The organism is Mesorhizobium australicum (genome assembly GCF_900177325.1).
GTDB classification, from domain to species: domain Bacteria; phylum Pseudomonadota; class Alphaproteobacteria; order Rhizobiales; family Rhizobiaceae; genus Mesorhizobium_A; species Mesorhizobium_A australicum_A.
The window spans coordinates 2209246-2235441 of the sequence record NZ_FXBL01000004.1 but is presented as its reverse complement, the minus strand read 5'-3'; the positions used below and the strand labels follow the sequence as shown (position 1 = coordinate 2235441).

Below are 26196 nucleotides of genomic sequence, written 5' to 3'. Positions count from 1 at the left end.
CAAAAGCGGTGCGGCAAGCGCGCGACCGCGCGCCGGCGATCGTTCGCCGCCCCCGCGGAGGGCCAGCGAGCAACGCGAGCGGTGCGGCCCGTGAGCGCCATCATGAGTAGCGCCCCAGCCGGTTGACGAGGCGGGAGGCGCCGCGGGCGACGGTGGCGCGGCTTTCGGCGAAGGCGCGCGGCGTCGGTGTCTCGACATAGAAATTGTTGACCGTCTGTCCCCCGCGGTCGCCGCCATATTTGCGGGCGAGCTGATCGGGCCAGCCGACCTCCTCTCCTTCCATCAGGATGGCCGGCCTCTCTCCCGCCCGGATCATGCCGCCGCCATGCAGGCGCGGCGCGGCGGCGAACAGCGACGCCGGCACCGACCGGGACGCGGCGGGAGCGGCGCCGATCGTGCCGCCGGAGTGCCAGAGGCCGGCGGTCACATTGCCGCCGAACAGCCAGCTCAGCGCGTTGCCGAAAATGCCGCTCAGGCCTTCTCCGGCCTTGCCGAACAGATAGTCGCCGAACTCGTTCAGCGCCGCGTTCGCCAGCTTGTCCGCCAGCGACAGCGCCGCCTGTGCGAGGGCCTCCATCGGATCTTCGCCCGACAGCAACGCCTTGGCGAGGCCGATCGCAGCGCCGCGCAGGTCCTGGAGCGCGTCCTCCAGGTCGTCCAGGCTCAGGCCGCCCCAGCCGATCCCGAGCCAACTCGCCCCGGTGCCGGCGGAGGTGGAACCTACATAACCGCCGGCTGCATAGCCACGCACGCCGCGCCGGATCGCCTCCAGATTGCCGACGCCGATCGCGGCGGTCGACGCCGCGTCGAACACGAATTCCCTGCCGTGTACGAAGCCGGCGACCTCGCTGGCCGGTCCGTCGCCGGTGTAGCCGCCCGCGGCGAAGGCGCGGCCAGCCGTCACCGGCGTGACCGCCTGGCGCGCCGGGCTCGGCAGACCGGCGATGGCGCGCAGCAGCCGCTCCGTCTCGGCGAGGTGCGGATTGGCGGCCGCTGCGGCGTCGCCGCCCGCCCGGATCCCGCCGGCCGCTTCGCCGAGGGGCGGAGCGGCAGCGCCGCTGGCTTCGCCCAGCCCGCGATACTTATCGGCCGAGCCGCCGAGCGCCGTCGCCGCAGCGTCCGCGTCGCCTTGGAGACCCTGCAGCAGGTCGCGGGCGCGCTCCAGTTCCGACTGCAGCTGCGCCGCCGTTTCGGTCTGCCCGACGATCTGCTCGATCAGCCCGCGTTGCGAATCTCCGGCCGGAAGGCTTTCGCCGATCTTGCCGAGCTCGTTGCGGAATTCGATGACATCGGCCTTGCCTTCCTGGAGCTCTTGGCGAAACTGCGCGATGAGGTCGTACGCGGCACCCGAAGCACGCGTCCCCCCATGCGGATCCGCAGCCGGATGCAGCGCACCGCGCTGGGCGTCAGCCAGCGCCGCCTCAAGGTCGCGCTCCAGCCTGGTGATGTCCTGCTGCGCCTGGAAGCGTAGCAGCGAGGTGGAATTCTTGCCGTAGGACGAGGCGGCGCCCTCGGCCTCCGCATAGGCGCCCTTGATGTTGCGGACGAGCTGCTCGTGGGACTTGAGGTCCCGCTCGATCATCGGCGTGTTCGACAATATCTCGGCCGCCAGTTCGCCGGCGGCACCCGCGGCCGCCGACAGACCTGCCGCGATCGCAGCGGCGCCAAGACCGGTCGCAAAACCCGCCAGAGCGCCGGCGGCCAATGTCTTGAGGTTGGAGAACTTCGGCGCAGCGCCCGCCGCCGCCGATCCGACAGCGTCGATCTCCGGCTTCGCATCGCGGCTGGCCTCGCCGACATCGGCCAGGGCGTCGGCCGCGCCCGGCGCATCGTCCTTGATCTTCTTCAGGCTGTCCGCAGCCTTCGGCCCCCAGTCGATCGTGCTGCCTGGCGCGAGCTTCTTGTTGGTCTCTTCGGCCGTCTTGCCGAGATCGACGATGTCGTCCTTCGTCTCGCGCACAGCGCGGCGAGCGCCCGACACTTCTCCGTCGATAACGAGGGACATGCGCAAGGTCATGACATTGCCTCGCCGTTGAGGGCGTCGCGCGCGGCCATCTCCATCACCTGCAGGCCGGCGAAGGTCGGACCGGAGAGGACAATGCCGGCGGCGTCGATCGCGACCTTTGCCCCCGAATAGTCGAGCCCGACGAACACTGTGCGCAGCCTCCTTTCATCCATTCTGATCGATGTGCGCCATTGTGAGGCGGCCAGCAGGAACGCGGTCACTGCGCCCACATTGTCCGGCCAGACGCCGGCGAACTCGCCCTCGCGGCGGCCGGCAAGATGAAGTCGCAACGCTGCGATCTCTTCCGCGGGCAGTTTCCAGCGGCGTGCGTCGAGCACGGCTTCCGGCTCTGGCTGGGCGATGTCGTCGATCAGGCCGCCGGCCGCCCAGGCCTGCGCGGCCGCGATCAGTTTCCCCGTGACGCCACGCCGATCGTCTCGACATAGGCGCGAAACAGCGCTGCGCGGGTGATCGGATTGTTGAGCAGCCTCGCGCGCAGCTCCTCGCTGTAGGGGACCGGCTGCTTCTTCGCGTCGATGATGTCGCCTAGATTGAAGATCGACTGCTCGAGCATCGCTTTCACGTCGTCGGGGTTCGAGAAGTCGAACGCCGAGAACGTGTCGATCGGCAGTGCGCGGAAGTCGGCGGTGAAGGTCTCCGGCTCCTTGCCGACGCTGGGCGGCAGTTTTGCGGTGCCGGTGAACGTCGGTTCCTCGTCAACATTGAACACGGGATCTCCTTTCTGTCCTTTTCGGTAGGCCGACCGGCCGTCGCGGCCTTTGTCGCGCCTGCGCGGAGGCCGGCGCCGCAGGCGCGCTCGGCCGTGAGCGAAATCAAGTCAGCGTCAGCACCCACTGGTCGTTGCCGGCCGACGGCAAGGGCACCGCGCGCAGCGGCCATTCCAGGATGTTCTGCTGGTTCTCGAAGCCGGAGGGCCGCTGGATCTGCGCGCCGTCGATCTCGAGCGTGGCGGTCCGGCCGGCGACCGTTCCGTGAGTGATCACGATCGGCACCTCGTCCTGGTTCGCCGCCGCGGCATAGGGATCGAAGGTCGAAAGCGGCACCGCCTCGACCTGCATGGCCACGGTCTCGGCCGCGTCCGTGATGAGCACGCCCTCGGATCCGACGAGGAATCGCGTCTCGACCTGGTTGCCGAGGTCGAGCGAGAAGCTGCGCATCACCAGCGGAATGGAATCGAGTTCGAACGTCGTCTTGGCGTTGGTGACCAGGTCGGGCTTGAGGAAGGCGGTGAGCGTCGGCGTCGGGCGGGCCTGTTCGGACGGCAGCGAGAACAGACCGACGACGTTGAATTCCAGATAAGGAATCCCCTGCGCGGTGAAGCGCATCACCACGTTGCCGCGCGTGCCCTTCATCACGTAGCGCGTCGAGCCGACCCAGAAATGACCGCAGACGCTCTCGTGGTTGTCGCTGATCCCGTTATAGGCGACCGACGTATCCGCGACGATCGCCTGCGCCGCCCGGCAGGCCCTTAGCAGCGGCCCCCAGGCGGGCGCCACGCCCGGCGTGCCGGACGGCACCATCTCCACCCGGAACGTCATCCGGCAATGCAGGCCGGCCGGGATCGTCGCCTGGGCGGCAAGCCACGGCAGCTCCAGCTCTCGCGACACGTCCTGGCCTTCCATCGGCGAGAAGACGATGTTGGTGGCGAGGATTGCGTTGGCCGCGCCGGTGGGCGTCGGATCGGTGCCGTAGACGCTTTCAATCTTGAACAGGAGGATCTTCGACTTCCACTTGATCGGCATTTCAACCCTCCTTCACGCGCCGTGCGGACTTGCCAGCCGGCGGATCCTGCGGCGCGGCTTCCAGCGGCTCGGCGGCCGTTGCGGCGACACTGCCGGGCTCGGGCAGAGCCGTCCGCTCGACGAGCTCGAGCGCGCCGTCCGCCTGGCGCGAATAGCTGCCGCCCTCCGCCGGCATCGGCGGACGGATCTTGCGAACGCGGGTCTCGGTCATGAGATGATCCTCACCTGTTGCTGCAGCCCGAAATCGAGCTGGTAGATGACGGCGCCGGCCTCCGCCGAGAGCAGCTGGCCGCGGCGCATATGAAAGACGCCGATCGCGTCGTCCGGCCCCCAGCCGCACACGGCTTCGATTACGGCCCAGATCAGCGCGTCGATGGTCGGCAGCGCCTTGGCGCCGGTGACGTCGCCGGAAGCGCGGACGAAGAGGACGACGGCGAACACCTCGTCGACCATCTGCGTAAAGGCGGCGGCGCCCGCGTCCCCCTGGTTGCGCGCGATGAGACCGTTCGGCAGGACGAAGGCGAAGGGCGAGGCCTGCGGCAGCGCCTTGCGCCTGACCAGTTCGGACAGCTCGGCCGCGCCCTGGACCCGGTCGTCGAGCGCGTCGATTTCTCCGGCGATCCGGGTAACTAGATCAGAGACGAGCATCGCCGCCTCCGCTGTCGTCGTCCGCGCCCAGCCATTCGGCGGCGAGATGGCCGATCTCCGCCTCGTCGTCGTCATCGAGGCCGAGGAAGGTGCGGCGCGGCATCTCGACCGACTGCTTGGTGACCCAGCCGCCATTGCCCGGCCCGCGGAAGCGTAAACCTGACGAGGTCTTGGCCTTGATGGTGCCGCCGAACTGATGGATGGCGGCATAGATGACGTTGGTGCCGACCGCGACGGACTCCTCAGTGGCCTCATGCGTCAGCGACTGCACGAGGCGGGCACTGTCCGTCAGTGTCCGGCCGCCATTGACCAGCTTCCGCAACGAGTCCGGCCAGGGCGAGCCCTCCGGATCGGTCTCGGTTTCGAAGCGAGCCTGGGTGGAAGAGGCGAGCGCCGCGCCGATCGCGTCGAACAGGCCGCGCTTGTCGTCAGTCTTGCTGAGCGTGTCGGCCAGCGCGGCCAGCACCGCGTCACTGCCCTTGAGCTCGAAGCGCACGCCAGTCATCAGATATAGCCCTTCATCGTCGCCGCGGAGAGCGGCCGCTCGGGCTGATTGGTGCGCACCTCGGCCGCGCCCGACGGCGCCGGCTCCACCCCTTCGACGTCAAGCTGGATCAGGCCGCGCGCGATCTGCTCAAGCGTCTTGAGTGCATCCTTGTAGTCGGCCGTGATCTTCTCGGCTGCGACGTGCGCATGCGCCTTGTAGATCGAGATGGCGAGGGACAGGTCGCGCACCAGGTCCGGCACGTCGGCCAGCGGCAGCGCGTAGCGCACCTTCAGGTAGCCGTCGATCAGCGCATCTGCATCGGCGATCGCGCGCGCGATCAGCGCCGCGTCGATCTCGCCGGTCGGCGTCTCGCCGCGGTCGGAGATGTCGATTAGCATCTTCTCCGAGTAGCGCTCGACGAGCTGCGCCTGGGTGCTGTAGCTCACGCGAACTCCACCCTCAGGTTCGGCTCGGCGAGCAGCCGCTCAAGCCGATCCGGGTCGAAGTCGAAGATCGAATGGTCGACGGGCGCCTTGGAATGCGCGAGATCGGCTCGGCGGAAGCCCTCGATCTTTGACGATATCCGAACGATCGTCGGAAGGGTGCCGGGATGAGCCGCCTTCCAGGTCTCGGACGCCGTGAAGAAGCAAGGATACATCGCCCTCGCCTCTTCCATCGCCTCTTCAAACATCCCGTTCGGGGAGCCGGACTGTGTCCCTACGCTCGGCGTTTCCGCCGTCGTCCCGCCATCGGTGCTGGAGGCCTCGCGAGCCGTGCCAGAGCTCCCCCTCGGGGTATTCGTGTCCGGGTCTCCCGCCCCGGTGTCCGCCTGGATGGGTCTCGCCTCGGCGCTCCCATCTTGCTCGTCGGGGCGAGGCGGCTTCCCCTGAGTATTGGTCACCGAGGAGGACACACGCTCCTCGGCCAAGGCCGGGTCGGGCTGCGCGCCGCCCGCGTCGACCGGACTCTTGCCCACCGCGGCTTCCGCCACGGCTGCGCCATCGGGAACTTTGACCGCTCGAGTCGGCTTTGATGCTTTCGCCATGTCTGTCTCCGGGTCTTTGGGAGGAGGGCCGCGCGGGCCGTCCTTCGAAAGACCCGCCGGGATCGCTCCCGGCGGATCAGTCCTACATCGCCGCCCCCTCAACTCGGCGATGGAAGCGGACGCGGAATGAACAGGTCGGACACACGCCCGAGACAGCGCGAGACCCAGCGCCTGCCGGTGCGGAAGGCGATGCGGACAGGCACGCCCACCTTTACCAGTACGACAACGGCAACGGCTGCGATGGCGCCCAGGACAAAAGTCACGTCGAGAGAGAAGAGCTGCGCCGGCTCCAGCGCGGAAGAGGTGATGACCATCCGATTGCCCATGGCCAGGCTTGGCGCGGCAACGGCGAGCGACACGGCAAGGATGCCGGACGCGAGGGCTAAGCAAAGACCCATAAGCTTCATGAGTAACTCTCCAGGTTGAACATGGGGACCTTCGAAAGACCCGCCGGTGATACCCTGCCGGCGGGTAGATCGGCGGCCAGGGGCACCGGCCGCCGAATGCGTCAGGCCAGCCAAGGGCAGACAAGCAGTTCGGCCGTGCCCTTCCACTCGTTGGTCTCGCCGCCAGAGCCATTTTCCGAGTTGAGGATCTTGCGCCCTGCGCTTTCGAGCGACGGCGGCACAATCAGAAGGTTCGGCATCAGGCCGAGCGGGCGGCCGTGGTCGCCCTTCATGCCGGAGATGGCGGCGCGGCCGATTGCGTAGTTGGCGGCGTTGAGCGTCTGTTTCGAGCCCCAGGCGAACTGCCAGAAGCCGAAGCCGACATTGGCCCGCGCGTCGGCGCCGTAGAGAAATTCCTTGTTCATGAAGACGTTCTGGTCGGTCAGATTGTCCATCGCCTGGAATTGGAAGTCGCGGCGCTTCTGCAGAATGACCGGCTTCAGCGCCCTGGATGCGTCGATCAGGAACCAGGGCGTGCCCGCACCGCCATCGGTGTTGGCGACCGACTGGGCGACACCGTCGGCGTCGAGCACCGGGTGGTCGGTGTCGAAGAAGTATTGGCCGTCGTAGCAGACCGTCGAGAAGCCGGACTTCAGGAAGTCGTAGACCAGCAGGTCCCACTTGGCCCCGGTGGACTGGCCCATCTCCTTGAACATCGGCGTGTAAATGCCGAGATTGTCCGTTTCGATGTCGTCCCGGTCGACGCCGATCGTCAGCTCCCAGGGCTTCTCGGTGATCGTGTAGTCGTGCTGCGACAGGTTCTGCACGGCGCGCGGGCCGATCCACTCGCGCACGTTGGGGATCTTGCCAAGCCAGCCGTATTTCTGACTCTTGGTCGAAGCCGGAACGACGGTCGACACCCGCAGGTGCATGGTGGAGGCCTGCGACAGGCCGCCCTGGAAAGACGTCTTGAACCCGACGCGGAGGGTATCGAGATTGGCTGCGTTGACGAGCATGGCAGTGTCCTGTTGCGTTGTGGCGGGAAAGGTCAGGCCGGGTTGGCGATGCCCTCGACGTAGCTGCGGGTCAGCACTTCGTCGAAGCGCACCAGGACGCCCTTCGTGGCGTCGACGTCCTCGACGAAGCCGGCCGGAGAGCGTGTGTTGGTGCCGTTGGTCTTGGCGACCTGCTCGTCGTCGACGATGAAGCAGACGTCGCCGATCTCCGCGACGGTGATCGCGTCGGTCGAGGTGGAGTTCTTGAACCAGTAGCTCCCGGGACGGACCTTGAGCTTCTCGTCGCCGGCGTTTGCCCCGCCGGTCTTGCGCTCCTCGGCCCGGCCGACGCCGACCGATCCCGTCGCGGTCGCGCCCTTGGTCAGGTAGCCGGCGGCGTTGCGCATGACGAGCGCGCCGGCATAGACGAGCACGGATGCGGCCATGCCCTGGACGAGGACGTCCCCGGCGGCGCGGGCGGTGTTGCGGTCGGCGGAAAGAGCCATAGTCGGTTCCTCTCGAGTTGCGGGTTAGAGCGCGGCCTCGCGCTCGGCCTTCAGGGTTTCGGCATAGGCCTTCTCGTCGATGCCCAGCATCTTCGCCGTGGCGCGTTGCTCCGCATTGAGCGAGATCTCGCCGTTGACGGGGGCCGGCGGATCGACACGAGCGCCGGACGGGCCGAGCACGATCATCGCGCCGATCTCCTTCTCGACACGGGCCGGGTCCGCCATGTGCATGGCGATGTAATGGTCGCGCAGCGGCTTCAGCCCGGCGCGCCCGCGCTTGATCTCGCCGTCGACATAGACGGTCGCCCGCTCCTTCGACCCGGTCTCGGTCAGCGTCTTCACCTGGCTGGCAAGCGTCGCGATCTCCGCCTGCAGGGCGACCACGACATTGTCGTTGCCCTTCGCCGTCACCTGCTGGACGCCGGCGAGTACGGCGGTGGCGTCGGCACCGGCCTGAAGCCCGACCGCAGTGGCGATCGGATCGAGCGCAGCCTGCAGCGCGGTCGACGCCGCGGTCTGCTGGGCATGCATCGTGGTGACGGCGGCGATGACCGCCTCTTCCGTCGTGGTCGCGGGAAGGCCCAGCGCGGCGAGCAGCTTGGCGAGAAGGTCCATGGTGTTCTCCTGGTGAAGCGCGGCGAGGCCGCGCAGATTGGGCTTGTTGACCAGCGAGGCGCGCCGGATCTCGAGGACGGTTCCGTCCTTCAGGTGGGTGATGACCGGGGAGATGTAGCGGTAGGCCTTGTCAGCCATCAGTTCGAGGCCGCTCTTGGTCCAGTCGACTTTGCCCCAGATGCCGTCCGGGCGAGCGTCGAGCGCGACGATCCAGCCCCGCGCCGGCGCCGACTCCCCCCTGGCTGCGGCGATATCCGTCGCGTGGTTCTCGTCGAGGACCATCGGTCCGGCCGCCTGCTGCAGACTGGCCCGAACCACCTCGGCGGCGCTGGGAACCTTGTAGGGGCCGCGCCCGTCCACGGTCGTGATGATCGCACCGGCGGGAAGCAGGTTGATCCACTCCGGGACCTTGTCGTCCTCGAAGGCGGGCAGCGGGAACGCGGCGCACAGCGCCAGGTCGCCCGTGTCGGCGGCCGAGTGAAGCGAGGTGAAAGTGGCGGGGCGAAGCATTGCCGCATCTAGCCAGCGGCGGGCATGTCAGTCGGGTGGCCGAATTCGGCCATCCAGCGTCGGTCGCCTTGGCTATCGGACGCCGGCGCAGGCCGGCGCAACCTGCGCCAGCATCAGGCTGTCACGAGACGGTGCACAGGGTCAAGGCGGGCTGGTCTGCGACGCGAACTCGCGATATCCCTTCCAAAGGGACGCTCGACCATGGACACGACACAAGCAGATCTAGGCGCGATTGAGCCGCCAATCCAGATAGCCAGACTCTACCTGGACGCAAACGCATTCGTGCAGCTTCGTGACCTCAAAGACATACCATGGCGAAGCGCCTTTCCGGGGGTGTCTTCGGTCAGGCTCATAGTCATACCTGCGATCGTAAAAGAGCTTGAGACCATGAAGATCGGACAACAGGACCGTCTTCGGAATCGATCCAGAACAGCTCTGAAGCTGATCGACGAAGCCACGCGCAACAATCCCATGAGCCTTGTTTTGCGTCAGAGTAATCCAGAGATCGTCCTGGTTGTCGAACGCTCGCGACAGGTCGACTGGTCTGCCTTTCCCGATCTGACCCCTCACAAGACGGACGATCTGCTCGTCGCCACCGCGCTGAGCGATTCCGGTTCAATCGTCTTCACGCATGACCGCACGCCCCGCATAAATGCGAGATACTATGGCGGTGTGGTCTTGGAGCCGGCGGAGGACTGGCTCTTGCCGGAGGACAAGACGGCACAACAGATCGAGATCGATAGACTTCGAAAGGCACTCGCGGAGCGCCATCCAACTGTGACCCTGGCGCTGCCGGACGAGCCCATCGTGTTCCGCGTACCGCGCGTCCAGCCGCTTGATGCCGGGGACTCCGATGCGTTTGTGAGGCGATTCCTGGGCCTACATCCGCGAACGAGTTTTGCACCAATGGGGTCTTTGACCAGTGCTCTAGCCTGGAACCGCCCTGATCAATCGGCCATCGACGATTATCGTTCTAGGTACGATGCCTTCGTGAAGCGTGTGACTTCCTTTGTCGACCACATTCCCGAACTGCTGAATAAGGCAGCGCGGTTCGTTTCCATCGACTACGTACTTCGCAACGAAAGCGGACAGCCGGCTTCGAACCTCATCGTAAGGATCAGCTCGGTCGGCGCGATGCTGGTCGATGAGCCCGAGCAGGTCATTCAGTCGCTCCTGAGCACGCTGCCAAAGCCGCCAAAGGCGCCCCGCGGAGGCTGGTCCCAGATTGATCTCAGCCATCTGACCCGCCGATTGGATATGGCCGATTGGCACGAGGAAGAACGTGATCCCACCGCCTTTTACTGGCTGGACCGGCCGCATCCGCCAACGGATGAAGCTACATTGAAATGCCAGGATTTCAGGTCGGGCTCGGATTTTGAGGGCTCGATGTTCCTGCTCCCCACGCTCGGCCTCTCACAGGGAACAATAGCGTTCGACGTTCACGCAACCAATTTGCGCGAGCCGGTTCGCAAATTAATCAGCTTTGCGATTGAGGAGTATGATGCCGATCTTACCGACGAAGCCATCGTGTCGGTGTATGATAGGCTGTTCTCCCTGGATGATGACCCGGGAGACGACGAGTAGGCGGCATCGGGCACGTTAAACCGGTTTTGAACGGCGGTGAATGGCCTCCGCACCTCACGGTGGCTTACCGGAGCCTCCGACGCCCAATCCGCGCCACAATCGATCCTGCTAGATCGCAATATGGGATGGAAGACGGACATCGCCTACGAAAATGCCGAGCGGGACGAATGGATTCGGTTTATGGCCGACCAGACGCCCTGGCGGCGTTTTCGCATCCGCCTGGCGATCGCCATCCGGGTCGCCGCGATCGCTGCCCTGCTGATCGGGCCGATCGCCTTTGGCATCTACTACTACCACCTCTGATCAGGCTGCCAGGCGCAGCCCTGCCACACCGACATTGAAGGCGAAACCGGGATCGATCCCAGCCGGCGTTTCCACCGGGACGCCGCGGACGAACTGGATGACGGTGATGTCGGGCGGAGCCTCCTCCGACACGCGCCAGCCATAGCGGCCGAGATCGCGCTCGGACAGCGACTGGACGTAGCAGCGGCAGTTCCAGCCGTTGGGCGGATAGTGCGTCAGCCACCATTCGTGGTCGACCGGCAGGATGATGCCGTGCCAGGCGGCGTGCTCGTGCCGGCTACCGGGTTGAGTCAGCTCCGGGTCGACATGGACGTAGCGGAGATAGGGCCGCACCCGTTTCAGCCGCTGGATCTGCTGCCAGCGACCGGCAGCATAGGCCTGGCTCGTCATGAGGCGGAAGGCGAGCCGCGCCCGGTAGGCACTCTCGAAGTCGTCGCCCGCCGTCCAGCCGTGCCGACGCGTCGCCTCGATCCAGCCGTCCAGGAAGCCGTCGAAGGTCGAGCCGTCCTCGATCGCCTTCAGAACTTCGGCGAGAATGTCCGTCACCAGCGAGTCTGTCATGCCGGCGGAGCGGTCGCTGGCAGCGGCATCGATCTGGCGCACCACCTCGAGCCAGCGATCGGCCGGCAGTTCGAGCCGCCGGCGCAGGAAGGCGATCGCCTCCTCGAAGCGAACCTCAGTCGTCATCGCCAGCCCGGTCCGCCTCCGCCGCCTCGCCGGAGAGCCAGGCGAGCAGCATCGCCTGCCGCATCGCGGCCGTCAGGTTGGCCGGTGTCTGCTGCGCCGCCGCCGCCCGCTCCAATGCCGCTTGCGCTTCCTCCAGGCTGCCGGCCGAGGCGACGATGCCGCGCATCTTCGCCACCAGGTCGCCGACGGACGGGCCGCCCAGAACGATCGCCGCATCGCCGATGATTTCGTCGGGCAGCGGCCCCGCATGATGCCCCTCCTGGTGCAGCGCTTCCTCAGTCTCGTCCGCCTTACCAGAGGGCGTGTCCTTCGCCTTCGCCGGCTCGCCCTTCGTCCCGCGGACGGGCGCGTCCTCGCCCAAGTCGCTCTTCGCCTGCGCGGACGCCAGCAATTCGTCGTCCTCGGCCGGCGCACCGAGCCCGATCACCTCGCGCATCTGCCGTTGGCCGACCTTCAGGCCCAGCGGCACCAGCTTCGAGACGGAGTCGACGGTCACGCCGACATCCGCCTCTTCGGAACGACCGATCTTCAGGCGCGGGAACTTGCCGCCATGATCGTCATACTCGAGTTGGATCCATGCCCGGATCAGGTCGCGGTTGATCGCGGCCGATTGCGACTTGGCGTCGGCCCGTTCGATGTCCTCCTGGACCTGTCGGTGTTCCTTACCGGAGCCCAGTCCGCCGGTGACCGAATCGGTCGTGGCGGTCTGGCCGAGCACGGCCTTCGATACCTGCTGATCGAGATGGTCGGTGCGCTCAAGGTAGAGTGCGGACGACGCGCCCACCGATTTCGACTCGATGAAGTCGATCGTCATTCCATCAGGGATGATCGCGGCGCAGTCGCCGGCGATGTTGGCCACGGCGCGGAACAGCGTGTCGCGGTCCGCCTGGGTGGCTCCTGGCCCATATTTGCCGATGCGAACCGGCTGGCCATAGGTCTGGGTGAAGATCGCCCAGTCGCGGTTGGTGAAGGCCTTGAACATCCATGCCCACGCGACGATGCGCGCCAGGCCCGAGCGTAGAGGCAGGCCGGACTTCGCCTTGATCACCGGGCGGATGAACTTGAATGCCGGCAGTGGCTGCTCCTGGCCGTGCTCGCCCACGAGCAGTGGTGTCGTCAGGTCGTGCCGGTCGAAGCGAAACCAGCGCTGGTCGCGCCATTCCAGCCGCGCCGGCTGCCACTGCCCCTCTGACGTATCCCAGACGATCTCCGAGAACGCATAGCCCTTGCCGACCGCGTCGCCGAGATCGAACATCTCGTCCTGCAGCTCGTCGCGCTTCAGCCATTCGGAGACGGCGTCGGCATGCTTCTGGTGCGCAGCCGAATCCGAAGCTGGTTCCACCGTGATATCGAGCTGGCTGACCGAGCGCTTGCGGGTGCCGAGCACGCCGACATAGTGCAGGTCGCGCTCCTCGACCGTCTGCGCCAGCTCCATGTAGCGGACCGGGTCGCCGGCGTCAGCCTCGCGCAGGATGGTGGCGAGTCGGACAGGGTTCAGCCCGTCGGCCGGGTAGCCGGTCAGAGGCGTCCGCACGCCACCGATCGTCGGCGCCGCGATCTCCTGCGTCAAAAGCTCGTGCTCGATCGGCCGGCCGAACTGGTCGAGGATCGGGGATTTGCGGCTGGCCATCAGATCTCTCCCCGAATACGCGTCCCCAGCGGGCCGCGGAACGGATCGCGGTGCACGAAGTCGTCGCCATGGTCCGGCGTCCAGAACCCGCCCTCGGACCGCCGTTGATCGGTGGCTAAAGCGGGCGTGTAGCCGTATTCGTACCACTGCATCCGGCTGGCGAAGTGTGCGAGCGCCGCCGCCACGGCGAAGTCGCCGTGACGCTTCTTGCCTGCCACGCCATCGCGCTCCGCCGGCACCTGGGGAACGCCGCGGATGATCTTGACCAGGCGCAGATCGGACAGGTGCTCCGGATCCTTGGCCAGCAGGATCGTACCGTCTTCGAACGCCGTTTTCACCGGCGGCATGTTCTCGTTGTACCAGTTCACCGAGAGCTTGATCGCCCAGACCAGGCCGGAGCCTTCCAGATCCTCGCGCAAGCCGAACTCGCGGCCGAGATCTTCGGCCAGGTTCATGCCCATGCCGGTCGCGTCGACCGCCGCTCCAAGCAGCCGAGGTGCACCCTTCAGGATGAGGCTGGCGATCTCCTTTTGCTCGGCGAAGGGGACGTTGCGCATCTCGACCGTGAGCGCGGATCGCCGGCGCAACATCTTGTCGATCGCGAAAAGGTGGATGATGGCAGGGTCGACCTTACGCGCCGGATCGTAGCCGAAGGCGTGCATCTGGCCCGGATCGAGCTTCTCCAAGGCGCGCTTCACCGCATCCAGGTGAGGCGCCATCAGATGGTCGCGCTCCAGCTTCGGCCGGTGCAGGAAGTCGCCCGGCAACTCGATGCGGACGATCGGCGCCTCTTCCGGGTCGAGCGTCATGCGCGCTTCGATCAGCGGCGCGGTGAGCCAGGCGCCGGACCCCATCGCCGGGATGCAGAACAGCTCCTCGTCGGCGCCGTCGCCATAGTCTTCGATGATCTCCTGCCGCCATTGCGCTTCGCCGGCGGGCGTCCATTCCTCGCCGTTGACCAGGCACATGCGCTTGAACAGCCCGTCGAGGATCGCCTGGTCGAGGTCGACCTTCATGTGCTGATACTTCGACTTCCCGCCAAGAATGTCCTTGATGTATTCGTTGAACGGGTTGTCGACGCCGTCATGCGTCGAGCAGACGATGACCTTGCCTCCCCACATGCGCATGGCGATCGCGGCCTTCATCAGCTCCTTGAGGCTGTCGACGAAGGCGGCTTCGTCGATGATGACGTCACCCTGCTGGCCGCGCAGGGAGCGCGGCGCCGACGAGAGGGCAAGGATCTGGAAGCCCGACGCGAAACGGATCCTGAACGCCTGGATCTGGCGGGTGTCCTCGGGGTGATCAAGATCGACGTCGTCGAACAGCACCTCGTCGACTTCGGCGGCCGCGACCGCGAAAGCGCGCGCCCACATGCCGCAAACGTCGACGAATTCCTTGGCGATCTCCTGCTTGTAGGAGATGTAGAGCACGTCCATGCCTCGGGCGCTCTTCTTCCGCCCGGCGCGCAATACCGCATAGGAAGCGAGCCCCCATGTCAGTCCGATGCGGCGGCTCTTCTCGATGAAGAGCACGCGCATGGCGGTCGAGTCGATGAGGCCGACCGCCTTCGACTGATATGGCAAGAGGACTTCGGGCAGGCCGAGCTTCTCGGCCAGCTCCGGCATGATCTCGATCGATTCGCGCCGGAACTTCTCCCAGTCGGCCTGGCTGATCGGGGCGGTCATTCCTTTGCCTCACGCGCCAAAGACTGCTCCGCTGCCTCGGCTGCCAGCTTCTTCGCGATTTTTCGGTTGTGACGCTCGACCCGTCGGCGCTCCCGCTCTTCCTCCTGCGCGCAAACCTCTTCCGCGGTCGGCAGGAAGCGCCGCGAACTCCACGGGTCGAACCAGTCCCTGATCGGCTCAAGCCGGGGCATCACGTCTTCCTCACGCCCAGGATCTTCGCCTTGATCGCCTCGGCGGTCTCGGCCGTCATGCCCTTCTCGCGCACGACAGTCTCGACGGCCGCCTCCACGCCCTCCTCGAATTCCTTCTCGACCTTTATCCGCCGCGCGGTGGACACGCCCTGCGCCTGTGCTGCGGCGCGCAGCGCGTTGGCGAGGTTCATCGCGCCTTTTGGGTCGATGCCGGCCTCGCCTTTGGCGATGATCATCTCGAAAATTAGGTTCTTGATCGACTCGGCCGCGATCAGCGTGAGGTCGTCGGACGCCTCCGCGTCGAAGCGCTTGGAGATCGCAGCGGCGATCTCGCGCGTCTCCTCCAGCCGGCGCGTCAGCGTCGCAAGCTTGATCGAATAGCGGTTGAAAGCGGAGAACGACGGGATGGCGAACTCCAGCTCGCCCCGGTGCTCGCGCTTCAGCGCGTTGAGCGCGTTGAAGAACTCCTCGTAGATGTCGAGCTGAGTCCGGTCGCGATCGCGTAACGCCTCGGCCGCCGCGGCGATGATCGGGGATGCCTCCTCCGGCAGCTGTTCCATGCCGGACAGGCGGCCGCGGCCGGAACGCTTCGCCATATCACGCCTCCGGAGATGGGCGCGCCACGCCTTCGAGGACGGAGCGGCGCTCGACGTGGTCCAGGCCGGCGCGGGTGATCGAGGCGATCATGACTGTGCCCTGTTCGGTCAACCTGACCGCGCTGACATCGTCGAGCTTGCGCAGTTGGGTTCGCACCCATTCGCGCGAGCGATGGTAGCCGAACGCGTCAAGAACCTTGACGATGATGTTCTCGTTCAGGCTGCCGCCGGTTTGCCTGGCGAGTTCGCGCAGGATGACCAGACGCGCGTCGGCTTCGAGATGTTCAGCGTAGCTCACTTGCCATGCTCCAAGAGGTAGGTTTCGACGCGGGCGGCGGTGCGGGCCGACTGATCGGCCGAAGCGCCGATCTTCGCCATTTCGACCTGCATGTCTTTCAGCGTCAGCTGCAGCTCATGCACCGACTTCTGGCTGGGCAAGTGCTTCAGCTCGCTCTCGATCGTCTGGACCCGGCGCTCGTGTTCGGTGAAGACCTCGTCGATCTTCTCCCAGCGCTCGGCCTCTGCCTGCTTGAACTTGTCGAGGTCAGCCTGGGTGTGCTTCGCGCCCGACGTCAGCCAGGCCCAAACGATCGTGCCGAGCGAGACGAGGATGGCGATGAAGCCCGCCCACGATTTCAGTTCGTCGATCAAGCGCGTCTCCTCATGCGTTCAATGCGCCGCGCGCATTCGATGCAGTCGCAGGCATTGGGATAGGCCGCGCGCCGTGCCGGCGAGATCTCCTCGCCGCAATCGCAGACAAGCCGCAACGAGCGCACGGCGAGCTTTTCCTGGATCCGCGCGACGCCCGCATTTACCTCGTCGGCGACGCGGGCCTCAGCCTGCTCGATCATGGCGTCGGTCGCCCTCACTTGCCGGCCTTCCAGGTCTTGATGACGTCGGCCGCCTTGCCGAAGAAGTCCTTCGCGGTGTGGCCGCCCATGTAGAAGCTGGTGAAGGTCAGGTAGAGCGAGAAGAACGTGCCGACGTCGACGATCAGAACCAGGCTCGCCGTCGCCCCGCAGAGCTGCAGGACGAGGTTCACCACCGGCACCAGCGCGACATACCAGACGATCAGCACGTTGAACGTCCACATGCCGGCCGGCCGCCACGCCCACGTCCAGGTCTCGCCCGTCTCCATCTCGGCGAGCTGCAACCGGTTCTGCTCGCGCTGCTGCTCGACATAGGCGGCGATGATCTCCGGCGCTTCCGCCTCGACGGCGCGCACGGCCTCCTCCAGCTTCTTCTGCGGTACGTCGGGCAGCTCCGGCGCCGACACCTCGGCCTTGCCGGCGATCGCGTCGATGATCGCCCCGCCGACTTCGCCGGCCTTGCCGCCGACGCGGTCCTGCAGGACCTTCTTCACCAGGGGCGCGCCGATCTTGGTCGCGACGCCGATCAGGATGGTTTCGAGGCCGGTCACTGGAAGAGCTCCCAAACATTGGCGCCGAAGAGCAGGACGCCGAGGCCGAACAGGCCGACCCCACCCCATAGGGCGATGGTCGGCCGGGAATCCTCCACCGGCGCGAACTCGTGCCAGATCCCGCCAGCAATGACGACGAAGATGCCCGCGACGATCGCGAGGATCGCCACGAGCCAGGAGAGCAAGGTCGCGACGATCATCAGAACCCCCGGGGCGGAACGAACAGGCAGATGGTGCAGCCGGCGTCGACGCCGGACTGGCGCGCGCACCAGTGGAACTTGCCGTCCGGCGAATTGCGGATCCGCCGGTCGGTCATCGGCACAATCTCCCCGGTTCCGGCGATGACAAAGCCCTCCGGCCGCTCCTCGACCTCGCCCGTCTGCGCCTCCCGGCAGTCGAAGCTCGAGCAGCAGGACAACGGATAGGTCCAGCCGGCGGGCGCGTCGTGGGCAGAGGCCTCCCGTGCGCCCATCGCGACGAATAGCAGCGCGAGGAAGCCCACGAGCATCCAGTCGATGAACTCCGGCCACTCGCCCCGCGGATCGCTGCACCACCAGGCGAGCGCGGCGGAGACGAAGAGGCCGACGACGGCGACGAGGATGACGATAGACAGCATCGGCGGACCCTCACGCCTGGTTGCGAAGGGCGGAAAGGGTGGCGGGGCCGGCGATGCCGTCGACCGTCAGGCCGGCCGCCCTCTGGAAGGCGCGGACCGCCGCCGCCGTCTTCGGGCCGAAATCCCCGTCCGCCGTGAGGGCGTGGCCGGCGCCGGCCAGCAGCGTCTGAAGCTCCTTGACCGCGTCGCCCCTTGCGCCGAGGCGCAGCACCCCCGACACCTGCCCCGCATGCCGCCGATAGGCGGATGCGAGCTTGGTGTCGTAGCCGTGGCGCTTGTAGTCCGGCCCGTTGTAGCCGCGGGCGAAGGCGGGCCAGTCCCGCCGGCTCACGGCTTTCGAAAGTCCGGCCTTGTCGATGTAGCGCTCCATGAGCTCGATCTGGCCGGCGGCACCGGAGCGCGCCGTATTCACCATCGCTGTGACGCTGGCATAGCCGAGCCAGTCCCAATGCGAGCCCATCACTTGGCCGACGCCCCACGACACGGATTCGAGGGCCGCGTTCGCGTCGATCTCGATTGCCCGGTTCAGCATCGTCCACCGCGCCGCCTGCGAGGCCGGGTTCTTCACCGCGCCGGCCTTCGGGTCGGCGAGGCCGGCCGCGCGCGCTGCCGGACGCTTGGCGGCTGGCACCCGCTTGTCGAAGTAGTGGCCCTCGAAGCGGATCAACGGCTCCTGGCGGCCGTCGACGATCGCGAACACCTTGCCGCCGCTCTCGATCTCGATCACGGCCAGCAGAGCCGCCGTCTCCCAGCCGTTGCGGGCGGCGGCGGCCGCCGCGGCGGCGCGGGTCTCTGCGTCGAACATTGGGAACTCCCCGGTGTGGAAATGGCCGGCCCGCAGAGGCGGGACGCGGCCGGATCGGGGATGTTGTGGGCTTGTCGGCGCGTCGGATCATGGGGCCGGTTTCGGCCCCCTTACTGGTCAGAAGAGCTTGCCCTGGGGACCGTCGTCCTCGTCGCCGCGCAACCTGCGGCGATGGTCCTTGACGGTCGACTTCGCGACGCCGAGCGCGCGCGTGATCCTCGCTATCGAGTATCCGTTCTCGGTCATTTCGGCAATGGCGGCCCGGCGCTTGCGCTTCTGGCCGACGAGTGCGGGCGGAATGTCGATCTTGCTGCCGCCGAACTCCTTCGCCAGCGCGGCCGCGGCATCATCGCCCACAAGCTTCGGCAGCCAGTGCTGCGGCCCGAAACGACGCGGAATGTAGACCGTCTGGCACCCCTTCTCGCGGCCGAGCATCAGCGCGGCACGCACGCCGGCAACGTCGGCGATGCGGTTGAGCAGAGGCGAGAACCAGGAGCGGTCGGGATCGTGCGTCATCGCCGGTCCCTGATCGACGCCTGCAGTTCCAGCTGCTGTGCCGTCACCAGGCGTAGCCGCGCCTCCAGCTCGACGCGGCGGAAGGAGCGCGGCGGCAGCAATTTGATCCGCCGTATCAGCTCCTCACGCTGACCCTGCAGCCGGTCGATCGCCGCCAGCTCGCTCCAGACGAGGAGCGGCGGCGGGTCGATCGGGCGGATGCGGGCCATCTGCATCACGCCTCCGGCTCCGGCGGCGCGGCCTCGGCGCCCCAGGCATCCCAGCCGCGCCGCGCTGGGCCGCGGCGGTTGAGCTCGATCTTCGGCAGGTTCGGGAAATACGCCTCGATCCGTTCCAGGAATTCCTCTGGCTTCGCCGAGTGCTCCGTCACCGGCGCGATCAGGAATGACGGAAACTGCGTCCCGGGAGCCGGAGCGGGCACGTTGCCCCTCGTGCCGACGAGGAGCAATTCATGTTCCCCGGTGAACCAGTAGCCGGGGCCGCGTGCCTCTCCGGCACGCACCTTGATCCAGACGCAATGCGTCACATAGGCAAAGCCCCACATATCCATGACGTAGAGGGCATCGGGCAGCATCGGCGCTGTCGCCCAGAGGAACAACGCGCAATCGTCGGCCGCGATCGACGCGACGTCGCGCGCTGCGATCTCGTCTGTCGGGCTCGTCGGGTAGTGGTTGTCGGCGGCCCGGTCCATGCCGGTCTCTCGGCTGTAGGGCTCGAAGCGCCATTCCGGATCCGCGTAGATCGTCCCGTAGCGCCGGTCGGGCAGTGCCACGATCTTGCCTGCCAGTTCGATCTCGCGGACTGCGCGGCGCTGTTTCTTCAGCGCCTGCTGTGCGGCGCGGATCTTCCTGATCGGTCCACCGAGTTCCTTACGAAGCCGCGCCTTGGTCGGCTCGTCGCCGGCGTCGAGGATGTCCTCCAGCACGCGTCGTATAATGCCGGGCTCGCGCTCGACCGCATTGCGGATCCGGCGCGCCTCGAAGATCTCCGGCCGACTGAGCCCGACATCGCTCGCCGTGGCAAGGTTGCCGTCGCGAACCTTGGCAAACTGGTTGCCTCGCCGCCCGCCGTGCCCGGCTACGTCGCCGCGCTCCAGTGCCGCGTCGTATTCGTCGGCAAGACGGCGCTTCGCAAGACTCTCGATCTCCAGCGCGTCGGCCTGCGCGCGGTAGACGGCCGCGACGACTTCGTCATGCGCTCCTTTGGCGGTTGCCAGCCTGGCGGCCCGCTTGGCCGCGTCATAGGCCATTGCCGCATGGTCGCGCGCGTCGAGCACCTCCGCCGCCGAGGACGCGGCCGCCAGCATCTCGGCCGCCCGTCGCACGAAGGCCGGCAACGTGCCGGGCTCGCTCAACGAGAGGGCCGAGGGCGCATTCACTCGCCGCCCCCCCGACTCGGCCATATACCTTTGTAGGCCGTGATGACGACAGAGCCGCGCAAGACGAGCTTGACCTTGCCGATCTTCACGCCGGCGGCACCCAGCCGCGCCCCGTTCGCGGCCAGGCCGGCCAGGTGCTCACGGATGGCCTCGACATCGATGTCGTGCTCGCGCTCCAGCCAGCGCAGGATGGCGTGGTCGGTGACGGTGACAGGAGGCTTCGTCACGGAGCGGGCTCCCACCTGATGAGCCAGCCATGAAACACGCCGTCGCCGTGATGTTCCTTCCAGAACATGCCCATGTTGAAGCGCGCCGACCCGGGGATCCCGAGCGCGCGGTGCTTCCAGTCTCCGACGTGCTCGATCGCGAAGCCGTCCGCCTTGGCGAAGGCCTCCATCTCCTCAAGATGGAGGCGCTCACCGTCCACCACGATGGAGCCGATGAAGTCGAGGTGCGGCGACCCGACGAGGAGAATGGTGATCGGCACAACGGACTTGCAGACGGGGTCCGGGTCGACAAGCTTGCGGCAATGTCGCGTCCGCATGCCGGTGTAGAGCTGGATCCGCTCGCCGGGCGCGGCGTGGCGCCGCCGGTCGGCGCGCACCGTCTGGAGCTTGCGCAGTTCGGACACCTGGTCGCCGAAGATCGGATTGAAGGAATACGCGACCATCACCGCACCTTCCTGACCCGCTCGCCGAGCGTGTTCATGATGCCGCGCCACTCGCCGGCCTTCATCTGGCCGAGCGGCCGAAAGGCGCGCTCCTCGACGAAGGCGCGAAAGGCGTAAAACGAGCGGTCGACCACGCCGGCATTCGCCAGGATCGTCCACTGTGCCATGGCGATCTGCGCGCCCGGCTCGCGCAGCCAGGCCGGCTTGTCGGTGCCTTCGCCCCAGTCGACGCCGGCCTCGCGGGCGAGCCAGGCCTTGATCGCCTCGACCGCCTTGCGCGCCTCGGCCGCGTCAACGAGGAAGCGCACATGGTCGATATGCGTCTGGCGCCGCACGAACGCGATCAGCGCCGCGTCGTCGCGATCGCGCACGACGCCGAGGTTCCAGCCCGCGATCCACAACGCCTGCAGCTTCTTTGCAAAGCGGCCCTCAAGGCGCTTTCGAGACCCGTTTGAACCGGCCTTGAAACCGTGCCGGCGCATCTCGTCCAGCACGGCCTGGCGCTCGGCGTGGGACATGTCTTTCGCTGAACGCTTGCCAGTCACGCGGCCGAGCAGGTCGCGATAGGTGTCCTCGTCGAGCCCGAGCTGCTTCTTGGCAACGTGGATGGCAGCGGTCGGGTTCATGACCGGCCCCGCTGATCTTCGATCTGCAGCGGCTTCGCGGGCTTCTTCGCCTTCGGCTCCTGCATGGCGTCGAGCTGGCGAAGCACATCGGCAAGGTCGTAGGGGTCATCCACCTCCAGCTCGATCCTAATCAGCCGTTGCCGGCCTTTCGTCGCCGAGGAGTAGGAGCGAACTCTCACAGAGCCATCCTGGAACCAGATCCCGGCCATCAGACACCCGCCTCCTCACATAGGCCGGCCGCGCGTTCGGACAGGTCGGGTCGGAAGAAGCCGAGACGGATCTCCAACGGGCTCGCGAATCCGCCGAGAATGAGATTGTCCGGCACCTTGCCGCCGAAGACACCACCATCGCCGATCGCGGCGCGGGTGGTGGCACGGTTGCGGAGGTGCCGGTATCGGTGCGCATCGCGGACGAGCGCAGCCTGCAGGAAATCCTGGCAGCGCGAGCAGAGGTCGTCGTCAGCCCAGCACAGCGGCTCGCCGTCGATCTCCCAGCCCGGCTCGATATGGTCGATGCCGCACTCTCGGCAGCGGCGCTCGCTCACATCGACCTCCCGACAAATTCGATCGCCGAGAGCGGGACGCGGGCCTGCTTGCGCAGCACGATCAGATCCAGCACCGGGTCAATGTTCTCGAAGCCGACGATCACCTGCTTGATCTTGGGCAGGACCTTCTTAATGGTCGCCGGAAAGCGGAACTCGGCCGCGATAACGACGACCTCGTCGTATTCCTCAACCGGATAGTCCTCGTCGCCGTCGTAGAAGAGCTGCATCTCTTAGCCCTCCTCACGGCACTTCACGCCGCAAAACGGACAGAACGTGGGGATCATGGAGACGGCCTTCAGCTTGCCGCGCCCCTTGTCGATCTGCTCCGTCGCGATGGTCGGAAAATCGTCAAGCTGCTGGGTCAGCGTGATAGTCAGCGCGAGCCGGGTATTGCGCGCGGCGAGCTTCTCGTTAACGGCCTTGATGCATTCGCACTTCATCGCTCAGCCCTCCCTCGGCTCGATCGGCGTCGGACCGGAGCCGGCGAGATTGATAGGGTCAGAGGGCTCACGTGCCCACCGGTCGCGAATGGAGGCGGCCGTGCAACCAGGGGCTAGCCGAAGTGCTGCGGCCATCCTCTCCGCATCTGGAAGGATGTCGGTCCAGCCTGCGATGCAAACCTGTCCCTCTAACGGATAGCCGGTCGATGAGACCTCGTAGCGCTGCCCGCGATCGCCAGTCGGGAAAAGGGTCATCCCCGCCTCCTCACGCCTTGGCCATGTCGATCGTGACGCTCTCCCAGCGGGCCTTGTGGTCGGCGCGCTTGTAGAAGCGCACATAGATCTTCGATCCGACGACCCGCATGGCGTCACGGACGGCATCCATGGCGCGCTTCCAGCGAGCGTCCTCGATGTCGAGGCGCAGCAGCATGAAGATCTCGGCGCGGTTGATCTGGCCTTCCTTGTCGGTGTTGAAAGCGCGCGTCACGATCGCCCGGATCTCCGGCCTGGCGTCGGAGGCCCACTCGGTCAGGCATTCGTCGACCAGGCCCTTGGCGATCTGCAGCTGCGCCCCGAAATCGATCGTGTCGGCCACCTGGACCTGTACCTTCTTCAGCCCGTCGAAGGTCATGAAGGTCTTGTTGCCCTTCGCCCCGCCCTTCGCAGAGCCGTACTCCTGGGCGAGCAGCGCCTCGAAGGCTTCGAGGTCGTCGAACGTGTGCAGCTTGAAGCGGGTGACTTGCGCCGACAGCTCGTCGGCGTAGCCGAAGATCTTGCGCACCGTCTCGTCTTCAAGCTTGTGCTCGGCCTTGATCATCTCGACGGGGACGAGATTGCCCTTGGCGTCGGGCATGTAGGCGCGACCGTTGACGATCGTCTCGCCGGTCGGGCGGTCTTCAAGAATCACTGCTTCCATCGTTTTTCTCCTGGGTTTCGCCGCTCAACGCGGCCATGAGGGTTCGGACGCGGTCCGCCTGGACGGCGATCGCGTGGTCTCTTGCGGCGTCGGCCGGCAGGGCGACGGCCCGCGCGAGGAGGTCAGCTTCGATGCAGATCTCCCAGGCGTGCTCGACGAGCTGCGCCATCGCCACGATCGCGGCGCGGCTGACGACGGCCCGCTCCGGGTCCGCGATCAGGCGGCCGGCAGCGTCGAGGATGTCGACCTGGGCGGCCTGCTCGAACAGCTTCGTCACTTCAGCCTCCCGTGGCGGCGCATGACGGTGGCGAGCTTCAGATTGGCGAGGAACAGCTTCTTGCGCGCCGCGATCTCGCCGTGCCCGGCGTAGCGCGCCTGCAGCAGCCGATCGGTCAGCGCGCCCACGGCGCGCGCGGCCTGCATGATCTCGTCGTCGGCGACCGCCGCCGCCGTCCGGCGCTGGACCACCGGCTCCATCAGCCGCGCGACTTCCTTGTCGACGAGCTGCTGGACGATCGGCTCGATGCGTGCCGAGATCTCTTGGCCGATCATGCCCGCGGCCTCCCGTCCGTGAACGGGACGCCGGTCCGCGACAGCAGCCGCAGGTTCGTGCCGGGCCGCGCGGCCTCGGCGACGACGGCATCCTCCTGCTCGGCGAGCCGGCGCAGGTCGGCGCGCGCCTGCTCGTTCCACAGATGGCGCGACAGCTCATGCTCCATCTGGCGGGCCTTGGTCGCGAGCGGCTGCAGCAGCTTGCGCAGCTCCCGCACGTCCTCGCCGGACAGCGTCAGGCCGGTGCCCTCGTACTCCAGCAGCCAGCGGCGCAGGTTCAACAGACCGTCGGAAAGGTCGTAACTCTTGGACATCACTCGACCCCTTCATTGTTCGGCCGCGCGTTCGCGCAGGTCTTGCAGGCGTGGAAGAGGTGGGCGCGGAACCGCGACGTGGCGCGGAACGGCTCCTTCTGTTCGGTAAGGCAGCGGTCGCGGCCGATCTCGCCCAGCACCGGGCAGTCGACGGTCGCCGACAGCAGCGCGCCGCGCACCATGTCGGCAACACGGTCCGTGTCGCCGGCATACTTGTTGGCGATCACGGTCGAGACGGCCGAGACGCTGTAGGGAATGCGTTTGGTGACGCCTTTCAGCCCGCCGGCGTCCGCCAGCGTGGCAAGAGCCGCCACCCAGTCCGGCAACGGCACGCCCCAGGCGGCCTCGGCCTTTTCGACGAAGCTGAGGCCGCCCGGCCGGCTGTTCTTCTGTGGCCCGCGGTTCATCGCGACACCTCGCTGGCCTCGGCGTCGCCGATGACCTGGACCGCGTTCGGGTCGAACACGACGCTGACGCTGAGAATGCGGGGAGCCAGCGCCCCGAGGTTCCGGGCCAGGCGATATTTGCCTTCGCCCCGACGGGAGGGAACCTGGACGATGCCGACGATGCCCACCTGCGCCATGCGATTGATGAACGAGCGGGTGGTTTCGAGACCGATCGCGCGTTCGTCTGAACTTGCTTGCGCCGCCAGCTCGCGGGGCGAGAACGTCTTGAGCATTTTCATGGTGCGCCAAAGGATCTGCCGCTCGTCTTCCGGCAGCTCCGACCCGTCCAGGCGCAGACGCGGAGCATCGGTGGGCCGGCGGGTCAGCCGGCAGGCCCCCTCGTCGGAGATCGTGGCGATGCCGGCGGCCAGCAGGCGATCGACGAACTGGTTGATCCGGGCGGTTGACACGGCCGTGCGGGCGGCAACCTGCCCTTTCGTCCAGGGTCCCACGCGGTCTATCTCCAGGAGGAGTTTCCACAAGCCGTCGCCTCCGCGCGGCACGCGAAGCTTGAGGTCGACGATGTCCACATCGCTTCTCGCGGCCATCAGGACCTCCTCGGCGTGCGGCCGTCCGAGATCTTGGTCGGACCGCCGAAGTCGGCGAGAGTGATGACGTCCTTGCCGAGAACCTGGCTCAGTTCCTGGACGCGCGCGAAGTTGATGACGATGCGGCGGGTGTTGCCCCTCGTCTGCTTCAGCAGCGCCTCCGCCAGGTCGGCGGCGATCGTGACGCCGTCGAGCCTCGACCTGGCCAGGAGGGCGAAATCCTCGGCATCGCAGCTGACCGCGGGCAACCATTCAAGGACGCGGTTGTGGACGCGCTCGAACTGTTCGAGGCTGACCGGCAGGTTCTCCTCGCCGATCATGATGACCGCCGCGCCGGACTTGTCCGAAAGCTCGCGCAACAGGTCGATGAACCGCTTCGCGGCGATGAAATGCGCCTCGTCCACGATCACCGGCCGGCGCGGGTCGGCGGCAAGGATCTCGATCGCGCGATGCAGCAACTCCTCGATCGTGCCGCGACGCTTCTGCTCTCCGAGTTCCGTCAGCAGCGACATGAGAAGCGTGCGCGCGGTCGTGTACTGGCCGCATTCGACGTAGCGCGCGCGATGACGATTGGCGCCATAGATGGCGCTCTCGGTCTTGCCCCAGCCGGAATGGCCGAAGAAGACGGCGAGCCCGGGCAAATAGGGCTCACGATCGACCATGCGCTGCAGCAGCATGGCGAAGTTCGCCACGTTCTTCATGGGCGCGGGCCGCCAGGGGGCCGGATTGACTTTAGGGACTGCTGACATCATGATTCCTCGTGTTCCAG

General features: G+C 66.8%; 44 protein-coding genes. 2 read left to right on the top strand and 42 right to left on the bottom strand.

Annotated elements, in window-relative coordinates:
• Window positions 1-100: 100 nt before the first annotated feature.
• From B9Z03_RS13430 to B9Z03_RS13370, 13 genes are all read right to left on the bottom strand, one after another.
• On the bottom strand, window positions 101-2005 hold the full coding sequence (locus tag B9Z03_RS13430; RefSeq protein WP_176247517.1) for a hypothetical protein: 1905 nt from the start codon (window positions 2003-2005) through the stop codon (window positions 101-103).
• An 8-nt stretch (window positions 2006-2013) separates the two neighbouring features.
• The gene (locus tag B9Z03_RS13425) at window positions 2014-2343 is read right to left on the bottom strand and encodes a DUF1799 domain-containing protein (RefSeq protein WP_176247516.1); all 330 of its coding nucleotides are present in this window, start codon (window positions 2341-2343) and stop codon (window positions 2014-2016) included.
• A gap of 68 nt (window positions 2344-2411) precedes the next feature.
• Window positions 2412-2735, bottom strand: coding sequence for a hypothetical protein (locus B9Z03_RS13420; protein WP_085464661.1), 324 nt, complete (start codon window positions 2733-2735; stop codon window positions 2412-2414).
• Between the two features lie 103 nt (window positions 2736-2838).
• Window positions 2839-3768, bottom strand: a complete 930-nt coding sequence (locus tag B9Z03_RS13415; RefSeq protein ID WP_085464660.1) for a phage tail tube protein — start codon at window positions 3766-3768, stop codon at window positions 2839-2841.
• A gap of 1 nt (window position 3769) precedes the next feature.
• The gene (locus tag B9Z03_RS13410) at window positions 3770-3979 is read right to left on the bottom strand and encodes a hypothetical protein (protein ID WP_085464659.1); all 210 of its coding nucleotides are present in this window, start codon (window positions 3977-3979) and stop codon (window positions 3770-3772) included.
• Window positions 3976-4416 carry a phage tail terminator protein gene (locus tag B9Z03_RS13405; RefSeq protein WP_085464658.1) on the bottom strand — a complete coding sequence of 147 codons (441 nt, stop codon included), beginning with the start codon at window positions 4414-4416 and terminating at the stop codon, window positions 3976-3978. The genes B9Z03_RS13410 and B9Z03_RS13405 overlap by 4 nt, the downstream gene beginning before the upstream one ends.
• Complete coding sequence (locus tag B9Z03_RS13400; RefSeq protein WP_085464657.1) at window positions 4403-4921, bottom strand: phage virion morphogenesis protein; 519 nt, start codon at window positions 4919-4921, stop codon at window positions 4403-4405. Before B9Z03_RS13400 ends, B9Z03_RS13405 begins: the two co-directional genes overlap by 14 nt.
• The gene (locus B9Z03_RS13395) at window positions 4921-5349 is read right to left on the bottom strand and encodes a gp436 family protein (RefSeq protein WP_085464656.1); all 429 of its coding nucleotides are present in this window, start codon (window positions 5347-5349) and stop codon (window positions 4921-4923) included. The genes B9Z03_RS13400 and B9Z03_RS13395 overlap by 1 nt, the downstream gene beginning before the upstream one ends.
• The gene (locus B9Z03_RS13390) at window positions 5346-5948 is read right to left on the bottom strand and encodes a hypothetical protein (RefSeq protein WP_085464655.1); all 603 of its coding nucleotides are present in this window, start codon (window positions 5946-5948) and stop codon (window positions 5346-5348) included. Before B9Z03_RS13390 ends, B9Z03_RS13395 begins: the two co-directional genes overlap by 4 nt.
• 98 nt (window positions 5949-6046) lie before the next feature.
• Window positions 6047-6355, bottom strand: a complete 309-nt coding sequence (locus B9Z03_RS13385; protein WP_085464654.1) for a hypothetical protein — start codon at window positions 6353-6355, stop codon at window positions 6047-6049.
• A 101-nt stretch (window positions 6356-6456) separates the two neighbouring features.
• The gene (locus tag B9Z03_RS13380; protein ID WP_085464653.1) at window positions 6457-7350 is read right to left on the bottom strand and encodes a Mu-like prophage major head subunit gpT family protein; all 894 of its coding nucleotides are present in this window, start codon (window positions 7348-7350) and stop codon (window positions 6457-6459) included.
• Window positions 7351-7382: 32 nt separating this feature from the next.
• Window positions 7383-7835: a hypothetical protein gene (locus tag B9Z03_RS13375; protein WP_085464652.1), complete on the bottom strand. Its 453-nt coding sequence runs from the start codon at window positions 7833-7835 to the stop codon at window positions 7383-7385.
• A gap of 24 nt (window positions 7836-7859) precedes the next feature.
• Window positions 7860-8960, bottom strand: coding sequence for a phage protease (locus tag B9Z03_RS13370; RefSeq protein WP_085464651.1), 1101 nt, complete (start codon window positions 8958-8960; stop codon window positions 7860-7862).
• Window positions 8961-9161: 201 nt separating this feature from the next.
• Here B9Z03_RS13370 and B9Z03_RS13365 point away from each other — a divergent pair, with 201 nt between their 5' ends.
• Complete coding sequence (locus tag B9Z03_RS13365; protein ID WP_085464650.1) at window positions 9162-10544, top strand: hypothetical protein; 1383 nt, start codon at window positions 9162-9164, stop codon at window positions 10542-10544.
• A gap of 120 nt (window positions 10545-10664) precedes the next feature.
• The gene (locus B9Z03_RS13360; RefSeq protein WP_085464649.1) at window positions 10665-10847 is read left to right on the top strand and encodes a hypothetical protein; all 183 of its coding nucleotides are present in this window, start codon (window positions 10665-10667) and stop codon (window positions 10845-10847) included.
• Here B9Z03_RS13360 and B9Z03_RS13355 read toward each other — a convergent pair whose 3' ends face one another.
• The 29 genes from B9Z03_RS13355 to B9Z03_RS13210 all read right to left on the bottom strand — a co-directional run bounded on the left by B9Z03_RS13355 (window position 10848) and on the right by B9Z03_RS13210 (window position 26179).
• The gene (locus B9Z03_RS13355; RefSeq protein WP_085464648.1) at window positions 10848-11534 is read right to left on the bottom strand and encodes a phage head morphogenesis protein; all 687 of its coding nucleotides are present in this window, start codon (window positions 11532-11534) and stop codon (window positions 10848-10850) included. It lies immediately after the preceding gene.
• Window positions 11524-13164 (bottom strand): DUF935 domain-containing protein, encoded by a 1641-nt coding sequence (locus B9Z03_RS13350; protein WP_085464647.1) that lies wholly within the window; start codon window positions 13162-13164, stop codon window positions 11524-11526. The genes B9Z03_RS13355 and B9Z03_RS13350 overlap by 11 nt, the downstream gene beginning before the upstream one ends.
• Complete coding sequence (locus B9Z03_RS13345) at window positions 13164-14849, bottom strand: hypothetical protein (protein ID WP_085464646.1); 1686 nt, start codon at window positions 14847-14849, stop codon at window positions 13164-13166. Before B9Z03_RS13345 ends, B9Z03_RS13350 begins: the two co-directional genes overlap by 1 nt.
• On the bottom strand, window positions 14846-15040 hold the full coding sequence (locus B9Z03_RS13340) for a hypothetical protein (protein ID WP_085464645.1): 195 nt from the start codon (window positions 15038-15040) through the stop codon (window positions 14846-14848). The genes B9Z03_RS13345 and B9Z03_RS13340 overlap by 4 nt, the downstream gene beginning before the upstream one ends.
• Window positions 15040-15636, bottom strand: a complete 597-nt coding sequence (locus tag B9Z03_RS13335; protein WP_085464644.1) for a DUF3486 family protein — start codon at window positions 15634-15636, stop codon at window positions 15040-15042. Before B9Z03_RS13335 ends, B9Z03_RS13340 begins: the two co-directional genes overlap by 1 nt.
• A 1-nt stretch (window position 15637) precedes the next feature.
• On the bottom strand, window positions 15638-15934 hold the full coding sequence (locus tag B9Z03_RS13330; RefSeq protein WP_085464643.1) for a VpaChn25_0724 family phage protein: 297 nt from the start codon (window positions 15932-15934) through the stop codon (window positions 15638-15640).
• Window positions 15931-16287, bottom strand: coding sequence for a DUF2730 family protein (locus tag B9Z03_RS13325; RefSeq protein WP_085464642.1), 357 nt, complete (start codon window positions 16285-16287; stop codon window positions 15931-15933). Before B9Z03_RS13325 ends, B9Z03_RS13330 begins: the two co-directional genes overlap by 4 nt.
• Window positions 16284-16505: a TraR/DksA C4-type zinc finger protein gene (locus B9Z03_RS13320; RefSeq protein WP_085464641.1), complete on the bottom strand. Its 222-nt coding sequence runs from the start codon at window positions 16503-16505 to the stop codon at window positions 16284-16286. The genes B9Z03_RS13325 and B9Z03_RS13320 overlap by 4 nt, the downstream gene beginning before the upstream one ends.
• Complete coding sequence (locus B9Z03_RS13315) at window positions 16502-17056, bottom strand: 3TM-type holin (protein WP_176247515.1); 555 nt, start codon at window positions 17054-17056, stop codon at window positions 16502-16504. The genes B9Z03_RS13320 and B9Z03_RS13315 overlap by 4 nt, the downstream gene beginning before the upstream one ends.
• Complete coding sequence (locus tag B9Z03_RS13310; protein ID WP_085464639.1) at window positions 17053-17256, bottom strand: hypothetical protein; 204 nt, start codon at window positions 17254-17256, stop codon at window positions 17053-17055. The genes B9Z03_RS13315 and B9Z03_RS13310 overlap by 4 nt, the downstream gene beginning before the upstream one ends.
• Window positions 17256-17564 (bottom strand): hypothetical protein, encoded by a 309-nt coding sequence (locus B9Z03_RS13305; RefSeq protein WP_085467649.1) that lies wholly within the window; start codon window positions 17562-17564, stop codon window positions 17256-17258. Before B9Z03_RS13305 ends, B9Z03_RS13310 begins: the two co-directional genes overlap by 1 nt.
• A gap of 118 nt (window positions 17565-17682) precedes the next feature.
• Window positions 17683-18477 carry an N-acetylmuramidase domain-containing protein gene (locus B9Z03_RS13300; protein ID WP_085464638.1) on the bottom strand — a complete coding sequence of 265 codons (795 nt, stop codon included), beginning with the start codon at window positions 18475-18477 and terminating at the stop codon, window positions 17683-17685.
• Between the two features lie 117 nt (window positions 18478-18594).
• Window positions 18595-18993 (bottom strand): helix-turn-helix domain-containing protein, encoded by a 399-nt coding sequence (locus B9Z03_RS13295; RefSeq protein ID WP_085464637.1) that lies wholly within the window; start codon window positions 18991-18993, stop codon window positions 18595-18597.
• Window positions 18990-19208 carry a hypothetical protein gene (locus B9Z03_RS13290; RefSeq protein ID WP_085464636.1) on the bottom strand — a complete coding sequence of 73 codons (219 nt, stop codon included), beginning with the start codon at window positions 19206-19208 and terminating at the stop codon, window positions 18990-18992. Before B9Z03_RS13290 ends, B9Z03_RS13295 begins: the two co-directional genes overlap by 4 nt.
• The gene (locus B9Z03_RS13285; protein ID WP_244561737.1) at window positions 19208-20371 is read right to left on the bottom strand and encodes an MT-A70 family methyltransferase; all 1164 of its coding nucleotides are present in this window, start codon (window positions 20369-20371) and stop codon (window positions 19208-19210) included. The genes B9Z03_RS13290 and B9Z03_RS13285 overlap by 1 nt, the downstream gene beginning before the upstream one ends.
• A complete protein-coding gene (locus tag B9Z03_RS13280; RefSeq protein ID WP_085464635.1) occupies window positions 20368-20598 on the bottom strand; it encodes a hypothetical protein in 231 nt (76 codons plus the stop codon). The genes B9Z03_RS13285 and B9Z03_RS13280 overlap by 4 nt, the downstream gene beginning before the upstream one ends.
• Complete coding sequence (locus B9Z03_RS13275) at window positions 20595-21041, bottom strand: hypothetical protein (RefSeq protein WP_085464634.1); 447 nt, start codon at window positions 21039-21041, stop codon at window positions 20595-20597. The genes B9Z03_RS13280 and B9Z03_RS13275 overlap by 4 nt, the downstream gene beginning before the upstream one ends.
• Window positions 21041-21667: a gp16 family protein gene (locus B9Z03_RS13270; protein WP_085464633.1), complete on the bottom strand. Its 627-nt coding sequence runs from the start codon at window positions 21665-21667 to the stop codon at window positions 21041-21043. The genes B9Z03_RS13275 and B9Z03_RS13270 overlap by 1 nt, the downstream gene beginning before the upstream one ends.
• Complete coding sequence (locus B9Z03_RS13265) at window positions 21664-21876, bottom strand: hypothetical protein (protein WP_085464632.1); 213 nt, start codon at window positions 21874-21876, stop codon at window positions 21664-21666. The genes B9Z03_RS13270 and B9Z03_RS13265 overlap by 4 nt, the downstream gene beginning before the upstream one ends.
• Window positions 21876-22211, bottom strand: a complete 336-nt coding sequence (locus B9Z03_RS13260) for a hypothetical protein (RefSeq protein ID WP_085464631.1) — start codon at window positions 22209-22211, stop codon at window positions 21876-21878. Before B9Z03_RS13260 ends, B9Z03_RS13265 begins: the two co-directional genes overlap by 1 nt.
• A complete protein-coding gene (locus tag B9Z03_RS13255) occupies window positions 22208-22438 on the bottom strand; it encodes a hypothetical protein (RefSeq protein WP_085464630.1) in 231 nt (76 codons plus the stop codon). The genes B9Z03_RS13260 and B9Z03_RS13255 overlap by 4 nt, the downstream gene beginning before the upstream one ends.
• Before the next feature lie 3 nt (window positions 22439-22441).
• Entirely contained in the window at window positions 22442-22651 is a 210-nt protein-coding gene (locus B9Z03_RS13250; protein WP_085464629.1) for a hypothetical protein, read from the bottom strand.
• Between the two features lie 265 nt (window positions 22652-22916).
• Window positions 22917-23567 carry a DUF3164 family protein gene (locus B9Z03_RS13240; protein WP_085464627.1) on the bottom strand — a complete coding sequence of 217 codons (651 nt, stop codon included), beginning with the start codon at window positions 23565-23567 and terminating at the stop codon, window positions 22917-22919.
• Entirely contained in the window at window positions 23548-23844 is a 297-nt protein-coding gene (locus B9Z03_RS13235; protein ID WP_085464626.1) for a hypothetical protein, read from the bottom strand. Before B9Z03_RS13235 ends, B9Z03_RS13240 begins: the two co-directional genes overlap by 20 nt.
• The gene (locus B9Z03_RS13230; protein WP_085464625.1) at window positions 23841-24119 is read right to left on the bottom strand and encodes a hypothetical protein; all 279 of its coding nucleotides are present in this window, start codon (window positions 24117-24119) and stop codon (window positions 23841-23843) included. Before B9Z03_RS13230 ends, B9Z03_RS13235 begins: the two co-directional genes overlap by 4 nt.
• Complete coding sequence (locus B9Z03_RS13225) at window positions 24116-24433, bottom strand: hypothetical protein (RefSeq protein WP_085464624.1); 318 nt, start codon at window positions 24431-24433, stop codon at window positions 24116-24118. Before B9Z03_RS13225 ends, B9Z03_RS13230 begins: the two co-directional genes overlap by 4 nt.
• A complete protein-coding gene (locus B9Z03_RS13220; protein WP_085464623.1) occupies window positions 24433-24840 on the bottom strand; it encodes a hypothetical protein in 408 nt (135 codons plus the stop codon). Before B9Z03_RS13220 ends, B9Z03_RS13225 begins: the two co-directional genes overlap by 1 nt.
• A complete protein-coding gene (locus B9Z03_RS13215) occupies window positions 24837-25427 on the bottom strand; it encodes a hypothetical protein (RefSeq protein ID WP_085464622.1) in 591 nt (196 codons plus the stop codon). Before B9Z03_RS13215 ends, B9Z03_RS13220 begins: the two co-directional genes overlap by 4 nt.
• A complete protein-coding gene (locus tag B9Z03_RS13210; protein WP_085464621.1) occupies window positions 25427-26179 on the bottom strand; it encodes an AAA family ATPase in 753 nt (250 codons plus the stop codon). The genes B9Z03_RS13215 and B9Z03_RS13210 overlap by 1 nt, the downstream gene beginning before the upstream one ends.
• Window positions 26180-26196 lie beyond the last annotated feature (17 nt).